Raw genomic sequence first — 15,150 nt, 5'->3', positions numbered from 1 at the left:
TTGCGTGGGTGCTGCTGCGGCGGGTGGTCTGCCCGGTCAGGGTGGGGTGAGGGCTTTCACGACGGCGGCCACCAGCCCTTCCGGCGTGGGCTCCTCCGCCACCGCGGCCACGGGCAGGTCCAGCGCGGCCGCCTGTTCCGCCGTCGAACGTCCGATGGCCACGAGCCGGCAGACGGCCAACGGTGACAGGGCGGCAAGGCGGCGCACGGCGCTCGGGGATGCGGCCACCACCGCGGAGATTTGTCCGCCTTCGATTTCAGCCGCTGCGGCTTCGGGTGTGAGCAGCGCGTACGACGCCGTCGCCTGGCCGGCGCCGGCGTCTTCCGGCTGCACGGCGAGCCTGCGTTCCGCTGCCGCCGGGAAGTCGACCGTGCGGTAGGCCGTTACCGCTGTGACGTCACTGCCGCGGTGGGCCAGTCCGTCAGCCAGTGTGGCGGCGGCAATGTCGGCCTGGGGCAGCAGGACCCTGCCGCGCCCGGTCCAGGCTTCCAGGAAGCCCGCGGCCGACTGTTCGCCGGCCGGCGTCAGTTCCACTGCCAGGCCCTGGGATTCCAGGATCCTGCGGGTGGCGGGTCCGATCGCCCCGATCCTGGTGGCCTGAGGGACCAGGCGGCCCAGTTCCAGTCCGCGTTCCGCTGCCTTTTCCATCAGGACGTGGACGGTGGTGGCGCTGCTGACCACCAGCCAGTCGAAGGCACCGGCGGCCAGTGCGTCGCAGGCTACGTCCAGGGCATGCTGGTCAGGCGCGCGTTCAAAGTCGATCAGCGGCAGCAGGACGGGCGTGGCTCCTGCCCGGGCCAGCGCCTGGACAAGCGCCGCCGACCGTTCCGGGCTGCGGGTTACCAGGACGCGGGTTCCGCTGAGCGGTCCGTGCTGGCCGGGTGCGCTGGAAGGCATCGTCATCGCCCGGTCAGGAGGCCTGGAGGTCGGCAATGTCGGCGGCTCCGCCGGCAAGGAGGACTTCGGCCAGTTCAATGCCCAACAGCGTCGCGCCCACGTCGGTAAGCCCGTCCGTGGCGCGTTTGTCCCGGACGGAAGCTTTCCCGTCCACGGCACACACCACGGCTTCCAGGTGGAGCATGCTGCCCTTGCGGTACGCGTAGGCACCGACGGGAGCGGCGCAGCCGGCTTCGAGCCTGGCCAGCAGGGCACGTTCCGCGGTGACGGCCAGCCGGGTGTCGGGGTCGTCGAGGGCGGCAAGGGCCTGCGCCAGCACTTCCTGGGATCCCTCTGTTGATCCGGGTTTGTGCGGCGCGTCGGCGGTCCGGCACTCGATGGCGAGCGACCCCTGGCCAGCGGCCGGGAGCATCACATCGGGTTCAAGGTATTCGCTGACGGCGTCCAGCCGGCCGATGCGCTCCAGTCCCGCTGCGGCCAACACCACGGCATCGAGATCGCAGGACTTCCCGGGAACCACCTCGGCGGTGGTGTTGCCGGGCAGTCCGGGGACCCGGCCCAGTCGGGTATCCACGTTGCCGCGGATATCCACTATCTCCAGGTCGGCGCGCGCGGCCCGCAACTGGGCTGCGCGCCGCGGCGAACCCGTCCCCACCTTGGCGCCCGCGGGAAGGTCGGCAAGCTTGAGTCCGTCCCTGGCACACAGCACGTCGCGGACATCCACGCGTTTGGGCGTCGCCGCAAGGCTCAGGCCCACTGCGGCTCCCGTGGGGAGGTCCTTCAGGGAGTGCACGGCGACGTCGCATTCGTCGCGGAGCAGGGCGTCGCGCAAAGCGGCCACGAATACGCCCGTGCCGCCCATCTGCGAGAGCGGTCCGGTGAGGACGTCGCCGTCGGTGCGGATGTGGACGAGCTCCACGGGGAAGCCTCCGACGGCGGCGAGCTGGTCCGCGGTCTGCTGCGTCTGGGTCAGGGCAAGCTTGCTGGCCCGGGTACCGATGCGGACTGTCACTGCTGCACTGCTTCCCCGGTTTGGCCCGACGCGGTGTCGGATCCGGCGGCCGGATACGGGTCGTGCCCGGTACCGACGGTCGTGTCCGCTCCTGCGATGGTGGGTTTCCCGCCACGGAAGTTTGCGCAGCAGCCGGGCCGGCACACGTCGTACCAGGGCCCTAGGCCGGTCAGCGCCGGGCGGTCGCTGATGTTGTTGGCCAGCGTGCGTTCGGAGATCAGGTCCACCAGTCCGTTGACGAACTTCCGGTGCGTGCCCGGAGTGGGGACGCGGGTAGCCGCCAGCCCAAGGTTGGCACAGGTTTCCAGGGCCTCGGTGTCCAGGTCCCAGACGACCTCCATGTGGTCGCTGACGAAGCCGAGCGGAACGATGACGATTCCCTTGGTGCCCTTGCCTGCGAGTTCCTCAATGGCGTCGTTGATGTCGGGTTCGAGCCACGGCACGTGCGGGGCACCGGACCGCGACTGGTACACCAGCGACCAGTCCGCGGTGAGTCCGAATTGTTCCTTCACGCGCTCAATGACAGCAGCGGCCGTGGCAAGGTGCTGCGCCACGTAGGCGGAGCCTTCCTCGAATTCGCGCGGTTCGCCCTCCGACCGGCCGGCGGCCTCGGCGTCCCGGGTGGGGATGGAGTGGGTGGCGAACAGGATCTGGACCGGAGCGTCGGGGGTACCTGCATCGGCCAGCTTGGCGCGGACCTCGGCGAGGCCCGCGGCGGTGCCCTCAATGAAAGGCTCAACAAAACCGGGGTGGTCGAAGTACTGGCGGACCTTATCCACTTCGAGGCGGCCGTCCAGGCCGGTGTCCGTCAGGGCCATGCCGATGTCCTCGCGGTACTGGCGGCAGCTGGAATAACAGGAGTAGGCACTGGTGGTGACCATCAGCAGGCGGCGGTGCCCGGCGTCGTACGCGTCCTGCAGCGTCTCCGGGATGTACGGCGCCCAGTTGCGGTTGCCCCACAACACAGGCAGTTCGATGCCGCGGGCACCGAGTTCAGCCTCGAGTGCGGCCTTCAGCTCGCGGTTCTGCTGGTTAATGGGGCTGATGCCGCCGTTGGCACGGTAGTGGTGCGAAACTTCCTCGAGCCGTTCGTCGGGGATCCCGCGGCCGCGGGTGACGTTGCGGAGGAACGGGATGACGTCGTCCTGGCCCTCGGGCCCGCCGAAGGAGGCGAGGAGGACGGCGTCGTAATTCTTGGGAGCCATGCGGCCGGCCTCGGTGACGGGATTGGCGGCGGCGGTCTGGGGGTCGAGCGGGCTCATGCGAGTACCTCGGCTACTTCCTCGGCGGAGACCCGGCGTCCGGTGTAGAACGGGACCTCTTCACGGACATGGTTCCGCGCTTCGGTGGCACGGAGGTGGCGCATAAGGTCCACGAGGTCAACCAGCTCGGGGGCCTCAAGGCCAAGGATCCATTCCCAGTCGCCCAGGGCGAAGGAGGAAACCGTGTTGGAAATGACCTGCGGGAACTCGCGGCCAAGGAGTCCGTGTTCGCGCAGCATTCCGCCGCGTTCCTCCTCGGGCAGGATGTACCACTCGTAGGAGCGGACGAACGGGTAGACACACAGCCATTCGGCCGGGGCGACGCCGCGTGAGTAGGCCGGGGTGTGGTTCTTGGCGAACTCTGCTTCGCGGTGGACGCCCATGGCGGACCAGACAATCTCCGTGCCCGCGAAAAGGTTGCTGCGGCGGATGTCGCGGATGGCCTGCTGCAGGGCCTCCGGCTTGGAGCCGTGGAGCCACACCATCACGTCGGCGTCGGCGCGCATGGCTGAGACGTCGTAGCTTCCGCGGTGCGTGACACCGGCGGCGGCGAGCCGTTCCAGCAGCGTTTCGAACTCAACTGCAGCATCGGCGCTGCGGGCAACCTGCCCTGACCGCTTAAAGACCGTCCAGAGGGTGAAGAACTGCTCGGCTGATTCTTCGGTTTTAGTGACAGATTCGGCAGAAGTGTGGCTCATGGTTACAAGTTTGCCCCTTCGGTACCGCCAAGTCGAAACCGGAGACTTCTACGGCGTGTAGAAGTGCTTAATGTCACAGACGCCGCAGCCTCCGGTGCCGGCGGAGCGCCCGTCAGGGCTTGCGAAGACGCAGGTAAACGAGGCCCGCGGCGCCGCCCACGGCAACCAGCCCTATGCCCAGCCACACCACAGCCGTCTGCATTCCCGACTGCGCCGGCGTCAGCGTGCCGGTACTGCGCACGGTGCTGCTGGCAGCGGCACTGCCTGGCAATGTTGCGGCCCGGGGCACGCGCGTGTCCGCAACCTGTCCAAGCCCCCTCGCCGCAGATGCCAGCCGGTTCGCACCCGGCGACCCGGCAGTGCCCGAAGCACCGTCCGCGGAAGCGCTGCTGCCGGGAACGGCTTCGGCGGACCGGGCGGCGCCGTCCGTGGACGAGGGCCGGGCGGCCGCCGGGGCAACCGTCGTTGCGGGAACCTGCGGCGCCTGCGGCCGGGGAACGGCCGGAGCCTGCCGGGCCGCCTGGAGCTCGGGGACGGCCTGCGATTGGCGGGATTCCGGTGCGGCCTGCGTGGTGGCGTCACCGGCAGGTGCCACGGCGGTTTCCGATGGACCGTTCGGGGTGCCGGACGGCAGCGGCAGGGGCAAGTCCGGAAGCGGAACCGGCGGGAGGGTCACGGCCGGCGCCGTCAGTGCCCTGGCAGTGGACGTGGGAGCAACGGTGGCACTGGCCGTGGGAGAAACACTGGCCGTCGCAGTCGCAGTCGCCGTCAGGGATGCCTGCACCGCCGGGACCAGCGACGCCGGCACCGGGGTAACGGCGGAGGCTGCCGTCCGCCGACGGGCGTCCTTGGCCGCTGCTTGACAGGGTTCGCCGGATTCCTTGGCATCCCCGGAGCCGATCGTGAGGGACACATCCACAGGCAGGAAACCCGCGCCCAGCGTGGCTGACGCGGTGCTGTCGCCGGGGTCAGGCGTCGCTTGGGACGCTTGGGACGCCTGCGCGCCTGTGGTGAGAACCAGTACCGCTCCGACTGCGGCTGCTGCTGCGCTGCGTCGGATTCCCCCATGGATACCGGTCCGGGACGTTGAAAGCTCGGACCTGTGTTGAACCATGGTCATCGACCCTAACCAAAGCCTGCACGCAAAGGAAAGTTTGCAACCGCCGCCTCTGCATGCGCGGGTGGGACCCAAAGCTGTGGCCGCCTTCCTGACCAGCGGCGATGGTCAGGACAGCAGGTTTCGCAGCTGCGTCCGGGTGTCGGACACCACGGCTGCCAGGCCGTTGCCGGCCACCCAGCCGCCCACGACGGCCAGGGCGCCGGTGGCCGAGCAGGCTTCCCGGATGGACGCTGCCCGGGCACGGTGCCCTACCGCGGCAAACGGCAGCGAGCCGCGCCAGCGGACCACGTCCCAGTCCACAACGTCACTGCGCCGGATGGGAACTTCCAGCAGTGCCGAGGCGTCGTGCAGGGCAGCCGCGAGCAGTTCCTCATCGGTCTCCGGACCGCGCTGCTTCTCTGGCCCGCCGTCGCCGTCGGCCCTCCCGTAGGACAACCGCACCACGTGCCGGCCCGGCCCGGCGGCTTCGCGCAGCCATTCCCACTTTCCGGTGGCGTGCGTCAACGCCTTCGCGCCGATGCCGGGCGTTTGCGGCGCCACCAGGACGCCGGTGCCGCGCGGGCGGTTGTCCAGCGCTGCATTGCCAATGACCAGGGTCACCAGCTTCACGTCAGGACCGGCGCCCGGCTTCTTTCCTGCGATTCCCGGAACGGACGGCGCCAGGAGGTCGACGGCGGCGGGACCGTCGGTGGCCACCACCAGGACGGCGGCGTCGTAGGTTGTTTCCCCGGCGGTTACCCGCCATCCCCCGGACGTGCGGTCCGCGGATTCGGCGCGGGTACCCCTCAGGAGGGTCACTCCCCTGGAAGCGAGGTCTGCCACCAGCGCGTCGGTCAGCGTGTGCATGCCGCCCTTGAGTCCGGCGACGGCGGCGCCGGCTTTTGCGGGGCCGCCCGCCTTGCCCTTGCGCTGCGCGGAAACCGCGGCAGCGAGGGAACCCTCCCGACGCAGTCCGGCACGGAGACCGGGCGCCACCATGTCGACGTCGAGCATCCCCGGATCCGCTGAATGGACGCCCCCCACCACCGGCGCCACCAGCCGTTCCAGGACGCGCTTGCCCATCCGCGCGCGGACCAGCGCAGCCACGCTTGTTACGTCAGTTCCGGCACCCACCGACGCCGGAAGGAAGCGGTCCGCTGAGGCCCGGAGCGCACCGAGCAGGCCCAGGGACCGCCGGACTTCCGGGTCCCACGGATTGGCCGGGATACCCAGGACACCGGTCTTCGGCAGTTCGCGGGGGCCTTCGGGCAGCTGCACCCACGCGCCGCCCGGCCGGGGCTGCACGATGTTGGTGCCCAGCGCGAGTTCGGCGGCGAGGGAGGCGACGGCGTCGGACCTGGTGGCGAACGATTCTGCCCCGCTGTCCAAGTTGATTCCGGCCACAGTATGGCTGCCGACGCAGCCGCCCCAGGCGCCGCTTTCCTCGAGCACCGTCACCCGGTAGCCCGCGGCGGAGAGTTCCCTGGCGGCGAGCAGGCCGGATATTCCCCCGCCCACCACCAGCGCCTGGCTGGCTTCTGCCGGCGAGCTGTCCACGCGGCTACTCCGGGGAGATGGAATGGATGAGTTTGACCACGCGGGTCAGGACGTCCGGGTCGGTTTCCGGCGGGACGCCGTGGCCGAGGTTGAGGACGTGGCCGGGTGCCCCGGCTCCGGCGGCAATGACTTGGCGGACGTGAGCTTCAAGTACGTCCCACGGAGCGGACAGAAGAGCGGGGTCAATGTTTCCCTGGAGCGGTACGGAGCCGCCCAGCCGGCGGTTGGCTTCGTCGAGCGGCAAGCGGTAGTCCACGCCCACCACATCCACCCCGACGTCACGCATGGCAACGAGGAGTTCTGAGGTGCCGGTTCCGAAGTGGATCAGCGGTGCGCCAAGTTGGCGGACGTGGTCAAGGGCGCGGGAAGATGCCGCCGCCACGAACCGCTGATAGTCAGCGAGGCCCAGCGAGCCTGCCCATGAATCGAAGAGCTGTCCCGCGGACGCTCCGGCTTCGAGCTGGGCGCGCAGGAAGAGGCCGGAAGCGTCGGCAGCCCAGTTGGCCAGGGCGTTCCAGGTTTCCGGATCGGCGTGCATCATGGTGCGCGGGCCCAGGTGGTCGCGGGAGGGCTTGCCTTCCACCATGTAGGCGGCCAGGGTGAACGGTGCGCCGGCAAAACCGATCAGGGGCGTCTTGCCCAGTTCGGCGACGGTGAGCCGGACGGCTTCGCGGATGGGTTCCAGGGCTTCCCAGGTCAGCTTCGGGAGGGCGGCCACATCTGCTGCCGTCCGGACAGGCTTGTCCAGCACGGGGCCGACCCCGGGGACAATGTCTACGCCCACGCCGGCCAGCTTGAGCGGGATCACGATGTCCGAGAAGAAGATGCCTGCGTCCACGTCGTGCCGGCGGACGGGCTGGAGGGTGATTTCCGAGGCCAGTTCGGGCCGGAGGCAGGAATCCAGCATGGCGATGCCTTCGCGGACCTTCAGGTATTCCGGCAGCGAACGCCCGGCCTGCCGCATGAACCAGACGGGACGGCGGGACGGCTTGCCGCCCCGGTAGGCCGTGATCAGCGGGGAGTCTGCGGTGCGGCCATCCATGAGCGGATGGTCTGCGGCGAGTGTGCCGGCAGCGGAGACGGCGGGGCTAGGAGTCATGCCTTCGATTGTGCCCAAAATCAGCCGCAAAAGATAACGACAGGCTGTCACGGATGGGCCCTGCCGCCGCCCGGTGGCAGGAATCACAGCCCCTCATGGGCCATCTTCGGCGTACCCGTTGTTCTACGGAGCTGCGAAAAAGCTATGATAGGTCTGCTGTGGTTCTTTTTTCATTGGTGGCTACACACGCCGACATCGATCTTGAGACCGTTGCTCAGTTGAGCAACGGTTCCTCCGGGATTGCCGCTTCCGTGCTCTCCGGCTCGCCGGCAGTGTCCGGGGCCGTGGTCCTGGCTACCTGCAACAGGTACGAAATCTACGGCGAGGCTCCGAATACGGACGACGTCGAGGCCGCCCGTGCTGCCCTCGTGGCCCAGATCAGTGCCAAGAGCGGGCTCGCCGAACCACTCGTATCCCGCTCCTTCAGCACCAGGACCGGCCCCGAAGTGACCCGGCACCTCTTCGCCGTGAGTGCGGGACTCGACTCCGCCGTCGTGGGCGAACGCGAAATCGCCGGCCAGGTGCGGCGCGCCCTGATCACGGCCCAGCATGAAGGCACCGCCAGCTCCGGGCTGGTCCGGCTTTTCCAGGCCGCCTCCAAGACCGCCAAGGACGTAGGCGCCCAGACCGCACTCGGCTCGCGGGGCCTGTCCATCGTGTCCGTAGCCCTGGACCTCGCAACCGATCTCTCCGAAAATCCTGACTGGTCCGCCAAGAAGGTTGTCGTTTTTGGAACCGGTGCGTACGCCGGCGCCACCATGGCACTGCTGCGTGAACGCGGCTGCACAGACGTGTCGGTCTTCTCCTCGTCCGGCCGTGCCGAAGGGTTCGTCGCAACCCGGGGAGGCACAGCCCTGGACGCTGACTCACTCCGCCCGGCCGTGGCCGCTGCGGATGTCATGATCGGCTGCAGCGGTTCCGATACCCGCGTTGAAGCCGACGAACTGGCGCAGGTCCGTGCCGGCTCCGCCCAGCCGCTGATCGCCATCGACCTTGCCCTCACCCACGACTTCGATCCCGCGGTGGGCGAACTCGATGGCGTGGAACTGCTGACGCTCGAATCCGTGCGCCTCGCGGCGCCGCAGGAGCAGGCCGAATCGCTGGCGCAGGCCAGCGGCATCGTCAAGGGCGCTGCCAAGGCGTTCGAGCAGGAACGCGAAGCCCGGTCCGTGGACTCGGCCATCGTTGCGCTCCGTCGGCACACCATGGACGTCCTGGACGCCGAAATGGAAAAGGTCCGCGCCCGGCACGGCTGCACTGCAGCGGCCGAGGAAGTGGAGTTTGCCCTGCGCCGGATGGTGAAGCAGCTGCTGCACGTACCCACGGTGCGCGCCCGCGAGCTCGCTGCGAACGGCCAGCAGGACGATTATGTGGCGGCCCTGGAAGCGCTCTACGGCATTACCGTGGAACAGCCGGGGACAGCAGCTCCCGCAGGCGGCCAGGCGGAATGCCCGGTGGACCACAAGGGCCTCGAAAGCGCCTGACCCTTCCAACTTTGCAGTATCAGATATGGCTCCTAAACCGCCGGTTTAGGAGCCATATCTGATAGGGCAACGGGTCAGTAGACGGGCTTTTCCGGCTCCACCTCACGCACCCAGGAGAGAATGCCGCCGTCGAGATGGCTCACGCGCCGGTACCCTGCCTTCTGCGCCGCGGCCAGGACGTTCGCCGAGCGGGTGCCCGCCTTGCACAGGAACACGATGTCCCGGTCCTGGGCAATCTCCCCCCAGGCATCCCCCGCCAGGATCCTTCCCTGCGGAATGAGCACGGCACCCTCGATCCGGACGATCTCAAACTCACCCGGCTCGCGGACGTCCACCAGGTCGAAGTCCTTGAGCCCGGCCTTCCGTGAGGCCAGCATGGTGGCGAGCTGGGCGGCGGTGACGGTGTGTTCGGTGTCCGCCGGCGCCTGGGGCTCGATGCCGCAGAACGCCTCGTAGTCGGTCAGTTCGGTGATGGGAGCGGCGGCCGGGTCCTTGGACACCCGGATCTCACGCCAGCTGCCGCCCAGGGCGTCGTACAGCGCCACCCGTCCCAGCAGGGAGCGCCCGACGCCGGTAATAAGCTTCACTGCCTCTGTCACCATCAGTGATCCCACCGCCGCGCACAGCATGCCGAAGACGCCGCCCTCGCCGCAGGAAGGAACAGACCCGGCCGGCGGCGCCTCCGGGTAGAGGTCGCGGTAGGTGGGTCCGTGCTTTTCCCAGAAGACGCTCACCTGGCCGTCGAACCGGAAGATTGAGCCCCACACATAAGGCTTTCCCAGGATCGCGACAGCATCGTTGACCAGGTAGCGGGTGGCGAAATTGTCTGCGCCGTCCAGGATGAGGTCGTAATCGGCAAACAATTCCAGCGCGTTGGATGCGTCCAGCCGGACCTGGTGCAACCGGACGTCCACGAGTGGATTCAGGGCGGCGATGGCGTCGCGGGCCGATTCGATCTTCGGCCGTCCGACGTCTGCCACACCGTGGATGACCTGGCGCTGGAGGTTGCTCAGGTCCACGGCGTCATCGTCGATGATCCCCAGTGTTCCTATCCCCGCGGCTGCGAGGTAGAGCAACGCGGGCGAGCCCAGCCCGCCGGCGCCGATAACCAGTACTTTCGCATTCTTGAGCCGCCGCTGACCTGTCGAGCCGATTTCCGGAATGATGAGGTGCCGGGAATACCGTTCCACCTCTTCGGACGTGAGTTCCGCGGCGGGTTCCACCAAAGGATCAAGGGAAACTGCTGAAACATTTGCAGTGAAGGACGAAGCCATACTTCAATGTATGCCCCGGGGTACCGCCGGGTCATATTACCCCGCAGTAAAGTAGGGGTAACTGCAATGGAAAGAAGGACAACTGTGGTCCATGAAGCACGGGCTGACCGCCCGCCGGCAGCCGAACCGCAAACTTCCTCGCGACCCGCAGGACAACGGTCGGCCCGGCTCCCCCGCGATGAACGGCGGGCACAGCTTCTTTCCGCAGCGCAGGAAGTCTTCGTGGCCAACGGCTACCACGGGGCCGCCATGGATGAGATCGCCGAGACCGCCCATGTCAGCAAGCCGGTCCTGTACCAGCACTTCCCGTCCAAACGCGAGCTGTACCTGGCCCTCCTGGACAGCCACCTGGCGTCCCTGACCGACCTGATGCTGGGGGCGCTGAACTCCACCACGGACAATAAGGAACGCGTCCAGGCTGTCATGCGGGCGTACTTCCGGTTCATCGCCAGCGATGACCAGGCCCACCGCCTCGTCTTCGAGTCCGACCTCGTCAACGACCCCGACGTCAGTTCGCGCCTCGAGACTTTCAACCGGACCTTTGCCGATGCCATTGCGCGGGTGATTGCCGGGGACACCAAGCTGCCCCACCTCGAAGCGGAACTGCTGGGCCGCGGCCTTGCGGGGATGGCGCAGGTCAGCGCCCGGTACTGGCTGGAAACGGACGGCAACCTGGATCTCGATGTGGCCAGCGACCTCATCTACCGTTTAGCTTGGCGCGGAATCTCTCGCTTCCCCAAAGAGTCCTAGACTACAAATAGAGCATCATCAAAGAACCTGACCGGCTGGGAGGCCCCTGTGGAAATTAAGATCGGCGTGCAGAACGTTGGCCGCGAGATCGTCCTGGAATCAAACCAGGATGCGGAGACCGTGGCCAAGGTTGTGGGAGAAGCCATCAAGGGCGGCGGCGAACTGCGCCTCACCGATGACAAGGGGCGCCTGATCATTGTTCCCGGCAACGCCCTGGGCTACGTGGAAATCGGCGCGGAAGAAGTCCGGCGCGTAGGATTCGGCCAGTTCTAGCACCGGCCGGAACTGCCCTGCTTCCCGGAGGAGACCCATGCTTTCCCTGATCATTGTTGTGCTGGCCACCGTCGCGGCCGGCTTCATTGTCTGGGCCAATGACAAACGTCATGCCAAGTATGGCGCCGGCCTTCCGGCCGGCGTGGCCGTCGGGGTGGCTGCACTGAGCTGGATCATCCTGATGGCGGCCGGATTCGGTTACCTTCCCGGACGGACGTGGATTCCCTGGGTGCTGCCCATTGTGCTGGGCGCGGCGGCATCCGCCGGGACGGTGCTTGTCCTGGGCCGCACCCGCGCAAGGAACGATACCCACCGGTTGACCGCCATCCTGAGGCGTTAGTTACCGTAAACGGCTGTGGCCGCCACCTTCGACGGTGGCGGCCACAGCCGTTTAATAGGGGCAATCCCCCAGGCGGTTCAGTCCTAAAGCGTCACAGTCCCTGAAGCATCACTGGCTAAAGGAACTCGGCCCGGCCCTCCATGGCGGACGACGCCAGCGCGTGCTCGCGGCGGGGAATCCGCCCGGCCTCCTTCGCCAGCCGGCCGGCGATAACGGCGTGCTTGAATGCCTCACCCATCCGGGCAGGGTTCTGGGCACGGGTCACCGCAGTGGCCAGCAGGACGGCGTCGCACCCAAGTTCCATGGCCAGCGCCGCGTCAGATGCCGTGCCGATCCCGGCGTCCAGGACCACGGGCACGTTGGCACGGGACACGATGAGTTCGATGTTGTGCGGGTTGAGGATTCCGAGTCCGGTCCCGATCGGAGATCCCAGCGGCATCACTGCGGTGGCGCCCAGGTTTTCCAGCCGGAGGGCTAGGACGGGGTCGTCATTGGTGTAGGCAAAGACTTTAAAGCCGCGGTTGACCAGCTGTTCGGTGGCGTCCACCAACTCAACGGCGTCCGGCAGGAGCGTGTGCTCGTCGGCGATGACCTCCAGCTTCACCCAGTCGGTTTCCAGCGCTTCCCGGGCCAGTTCGGCGGTCAGGACGGCGTCCCGCGCAGTAAAACAGCCTGCTGTGTTGGGCAGGACCCGGATCCCGTGGTCCACCAGCAGTTGGAACAGGGAGCCCGATTCTGCGGGTGAGTAGCGCCGCATGGCCACCGTGGTAAGGGACGTTCCGGAGGCCACCAGAGCTGCGCCCAGGCCGTCCAGGCTGGGCGCGCCCCCCGTCCCCATGATGAGCCTCGACTCCAGGGCGACGCCGTCAATAACGAGGGAGTCAGGCCTGCTGGGTGCCGCTGGGGTAAGGGTGGTCGATTTGGTCATCGTGTCAGCCTCCCTGTACTGCGGTGACGAGTTCGACGTCGTCGCCGTCCGCGAGCGCGGTGCCGTGCCATTGGCTGCGGGGCACCACTTCGGAATTGTGCGCCACGGCCACGCCCAGCCTTTGTCCGTCGGTTGCCTGGCCGTCGGCCGCAAGCGCGCGTCCGGTTACTTCGCTCACCAATGCCGTGATGGACGCACCGTCCGCCACGGTGCGTGGTGCCCCGTTCAGGGTGATGTTCATGCTGTCTCCTTGATGTTGAAGCTGGGGGCCGGGATCCGGCCGGAAAAGCGGTCCGGACGGAACGGCTGCCACCGGGGGTCTGCCTTTCCCTCCATCAGGTCGCGGCAAATGGCGGCCGCGGCCGGCGTGAGGAGGACGCCGTGGCGGAAGAATCCTGTGGCCACGATCAGTCCGGGAATATGGGCTGCGCTGGCGTCTCCCCCATCCGCGGGTACCCTGCCCAGTAGCGGGGCATTGTCCGGGGTGGCCGGGCGGGCCCGCGCGGTGCATTCGAGCAACTCCAACTCTGCGACCGCGGGCACCAGCACCTGGGCGTCGCGAAGCAGCTGGTACACGCCGCCAGCGGACACCGCGCTGGACCCGGTACTCGGCGGCACAGCTCCGGACGCAGTGCCGGCCCCCGCCGGAGCATCCTCCCGCTGGGTGGCGCCTATGACCACGGTTCCGTCCTCGCGTGGAACCAGGTAGACGGGGACACCGCGCACCAGTCCGCGGACTGTGGACGTCAGCAAGGGCTGAAGGTGCTGGGGGACCGCCAGCCGCAGGATGTCGCCGTGCACGGGGCGCAACGGTAACCGGAGTCCATCCGGCAGGTTCTCGAGGGATGCCGCCGCCATGCCGTTCGCCACCACCGTTTCGCCGGCGAGCACCAATCCGCCTCCGGCAAGCCGGACACCGGCCACGGCGCCATCTGCCCACTCCAGCGACACAGCCCTGTCCGCCACCGCGAATCCATCCAGCGCGCCGGCAACGGCAGTGTCTGCAATGCCGCTGCTTGCCGGGAGGTGGCTGGCCAGGGCGGCCCGGAAGCACTCTACGAGTCGCCGGGGATCCACCTGGTGGTCCGCAGGAGTGTCCAGTGCGCAGGCGATGGCGGGGCTGAGCAGCGGTTCCCGGCGCCGGGCCTCGCGGACCGTCAAGGGTTCCACGGCGAGTCCGTTGGCCTGCTGCACGCCGCGCAGGTCCATCAGTGCCTGCCGGTCGCCGGCGTCGGCGCCAATGGCGAGCGTGGGCGTCGCCAGGTATCCGGAACCGCGGCCTGACACGCGGGTAAGGTCCGCGGCGAACTGCGGCCAGCGCTCCGATGCATCCAGCATGAGGCCCAGGAGCTCTTCCTCCTGGTAATGCAGCTCGCTGACGGGGGCCAGCATGCCTGCCGCCGCCCAGCTGGCTCCGGAGCCCGGTGCATCGTCTATCAGCACCACTGACCGGCCTGAGCGCCTGGCCTCCCAGGCTATGCCGTGGCCAATGACGCCCCCGCCGATCACTGCTACGTGGGCAGAAATTGTTGGAACGATGGAGGACCCTGCGATGGTGTCCGGAGGGCTTTCGGGGATGCCCATGGCGTCTCCTTCCCTACGCCGGTATTAACCGGATCAGGTCAAGCGGTCGGCTCTGACGCCCTCTCAGCCCGGCGCTTTGTGACAGCTGCCGCGGGCTCCCGCAGTACGAGGCAAGTGTAGAGGAACTAGGCTTGCAGCCATGAATGTGTCCCACTCCCCTGCCCCCGCCGCGGCGCCCGGCACCGATGCCTTCACCACTGCGGCCGGTAACGGCGCACTGAAAGCCGCACGCCTCTACCTCTGCACGGATGCGCGCCGCGGCCGGGGCGACTTCGCCGGGTTCGTGGACGCGGCGTTCGAAGGCGGCGTGGACATTATCCAGCTGCGGGACAAGTCCATCGAGGCGGCCGAGGAGCTGGACCTGCTGGCGGTCCTCAAGGAGTCGGCCCAGCGGCACGGGCGGCTGTGGGCCGTCAACGACCGGGCGGACATTGCGGTCCTTTCCGGTGCCCCGGTCTTCCACGTGGGCCAGAAGGACCTTCCGGTAGCAGCCGCGAGGACGCTGCTCAACGGCAACGCCGCCATCGGCCTGTCCAGCCACACGCCGGAACAGGTGGATGCCGCCCTGGCCGACGCCGCAGGACCTGCCGGCCTCGACTACTTCTGCGTGGGCCCGCTCTGGGCCACCCCCACCAAACCCGGCCGGGCCGCCGTCGGCCTGGACCTGGTGAAGCATGCGGCCGCGAAGGCCCCCAGTGATGTGCCGTGGTTCGCAATCGGCGGCATCGACCACTCCAACGTGGACCAGGTGGTCGCGGCCGGGGCCTCAAGGATCGTGGTGGTCCGCGCCATCACCGATGCTGCCGATCCTGCTGCCGCCGCTGCCTCGCTTCGTTCCGCCCTGGACGCCGCGGCGTCCTGAAGCTGACCGATTCCCTGCGTAATCGGATGAC

At 68.2% G+C, this 15,150-nt stretch carries 16 protein-coding genes and 1 riboswitch; of the genes, 5 read left to right on the top strand and 11 right to left on the bottom strand.

The window, feature by feature from the left end; translation table 11 throughout:
* Positions 1–36: 36 nt before the first annotated feature.
* The 7 genes from QE394_RS16555 to hemE form a co-directional block, all read right to left on the bottom strand.
* On the bottom strand, positions 37–897 hold the full coding sequence (locus QE394_RS16555; protein ID WP_349035093.1) for a uroporphyrinogen-III synthase: 861 nt from the start codon (positions 895–897) through the stop codon (positions 37–39).
* A gap of 13 nt (positions 898–910) precedes the next feature.
* Complete coding sequence (gene hemC / locus QE394_RS16550) at positions 911–1,909, bottom strand: hydroxymethylbilane synthase (RefSeq protein WP_056084876.1); 999 nt, start codon at positions 1,907–1,909, stop codon at positions 911–913.
* Complete coding sequence (locus QE394_RS16545; RefSeq protein ID WP_349035092.1) at positions 1,906–3,171, bottom strand: ferrochelatase; 1,266 nt, start codon at positions 3,169–3,171, stop codon at positions 1,906–1,908. Before QE394_RS16545 ends, hemC begins: the two co-directional genes overlap by 4 nt.
* The gene (hemQ, locus tag QE394_RS16540; RefSeq protein WP_056084871.1) at positions 3,168–3,869 is read right to left on the bottom strand and encodes a hydrogen peroxide-dependent heme synthase; all 702 of its coding nucleotides are present in this window, start codon (positions 3,867–3,869) and stop codon (positions 3,168–3,170) included. The genes QE394_RS16545 and hemQ overlap by 4 nt, the downstream gene beginning before the upstream one ends.
* A gap of 112 nt (positions 3,870–3,981) precedes the next feature.
* Positions 3,982–4,983: a hypothetical protein gene (locus QE394_RS16535; RefSeq protein WP_349035091.1), complete on the bottom strand. Its 1,002-nt coding sequence runs from the start codon at positions 4,981–4,983 to the stop codon at positions 3,982–3,984.
* A 111-nt stretch (positions 4,984–5,094) separates the two neighbouring features.
* Positions 5,095–6,525, bottom strand: a complete 1,431-nt coding sequence (hemG, locus tag QE394_RS16530) for a protoporphyrinogen oxidase (protein ID WP_349035090.1) — start codon at positions 6,523–6,525, stop codon at positions 5,095–5,097.
* Positions 6,526–6,529: 4 nt separating this feature from the next.
* Positions 6,530–7,624, bottom strand: a complete 1,095-nt coding sequence (hemE, locus tag QE394_RS16525; RefSeq protein ID WP_056085376.1) for a uroporphyrinogen decarboxylase — start codon at positions 7,622–7,624, stop codon at positions 6,530–6,532.
* Between the two features lie 158 nt (positions 7,625–7,782).
* Here hemE and QE394_RS16520 point away from each other — a divergent pair, with 158 nt between their 5' ends.
* On the top strand, positions 7,783–9,108 hold the full coding sequence (locus QE394_RS16520; protein ID WP_349035089.1) for a glutamyl-tRNA reductase: 1,326 nt from the start codon (positions 7,783–7,785) through the stop codon (positions 9,106–9,108).
* 74 nt (positions 9,109–9,182) lie between these two features.
* On the opposite strand, the gene moeB is transcribed toward QE394_RS16520, so the two are convergent.
* Positions 9,183–10,382: a molybdopterin-synthase adenylyltransferase MoeB gene (moeB, locus tag QE394_RS16515; RefSeq protein ID WP_349035088.1), complete on the bottom strand. Its 1,200-nt coding sequence runs from the start codon at positions 10,380–10,382 to the stop codon at positions 9,183–9,185.
* Positions 10,383–10,466: 84 nt separating this feature from the next.
* Between moeB and QE394_RS16510 the strand changes: the two genes are divergently transcribed.
* From QE394_RS16510 to QE394_RS16500, 3 genes are read left to right on the top strand one after another with little or no spacing between them, the layout of a single operon-like run.
* Positions 10,467–11,132 carry a TetR/AcrR family transcriptional regulator gene (locus QE394_RS16510; RefSeq protein ID WP_056084851.1) on the top strand — a complete coding sequence of 222 codons (666 nt, stop codon included), beginning with the start codon at positions 10,467–10,469 and terminating at the stop codon, positions 11,130–11,132.
* A gap of 48 nt (positions 11,133–11,180) precedes the next feature.
* Positions 11,181–11,405 carry a DUF3107 domain-containing protein gene (locus tag QE394_RS16505; RefSeq protein WP_056084849.1) on the top strand — a complete coding sequence of 75 codons (225 nt, stop codon included), beginning with the start codon at positions 11,181–11,183 and terminating at the stop codon, positions 11,403–11,405.
* Between the two features lie 37 nt (positions 11,406–11,442).
* Positions 11,443–11,745, top strand: a complete 303-nt coding sequence (locus QE394_RS16500) for a hypothetical protein (RefSeq protein WP_056084847.1) — start codon at positions 11,443–11,445, stop codon at positions 11,743–11,745.
* Between the two features lie 115 nt (positions 11,746–11,860).
* Here QE394_RS16500 and QE394_RS16495 read toward each other — a convergent pair whose 3' ends face one another.
* From QE394_RS16495 to QE394_RS16485, 3 genes are all read right to left on the bottom strand, one after another.
* Positions 11,861–12,673: a thiazole synthase gene (locus QE394_RS16495; protein ID WP_056074946.1), complete on the bottom strand. Its 813-nt coding sequence runs from the start codon at positions 12,671–12,673 to the stop codon at positions 11,861–11,863.
* Positions 12,674–12,677: 4 nt separating this feature from the next.
* Entirely contained in the window at positions 12,678–12,914 is a 237-nt protein-coding gene (gene thiS, locus QE394_RS16490) for a sulfur carrier protein ThiS (RefSeq protein ID WP_056074948.1), read from the bottom strand.
* Positions 12,911–14,257: an FAD-dependent oxidoreductase gene (locus QE394_RS16485; RefSeq protein ID WP_349035087.1), complete on the bottom strand. Its 1,347-nt coding sequence runs from the start codon at positions 14,255–14,257 to the stop codon at positions 12,911–12,913. Before QE394_RS16485 ends, thiS begins: the two co-directional genes overlap by 4 nt.
* Positions 14,251–14,369: riboswitch (TPP riboswitch) on the bottom strand. It overlaps the preceding gene by 7 nt.
* Positions 14,370–14,396: 27 nt before the next feature.
* Between QE394_RS16485 and thiE the strand changes: the two genes are divergently transcribed.
* The gene (thiE, locus tag QE394_RS16480) at positions 14,397–15,119 is read left to right on the top strand and encodes a thiamine phosphate synthase (protein ID WP_200937633.1); all 723 of its coding nucleotides are present in this window, start codon (positions 14,397–14,399) and stop codon (positions 15,117–15,119) included.
* The last annotated feature ends 31 nt before the right edge of the window (positions 15,120–15,150 follow it).

Origin of the sequence: Pseudarthrobacter sp. SORGH_AS 212 (assembly GCF_030818145.1) — a bacterium.
Lineage (GTDB): Bacteria > Actinomycetota > Actinomycetes > Actinomycetales > Micrococcaceae > Arthrobacter.
This window is presented reverse-complemented; position numbering and strand designations above follow the sequence as displayed.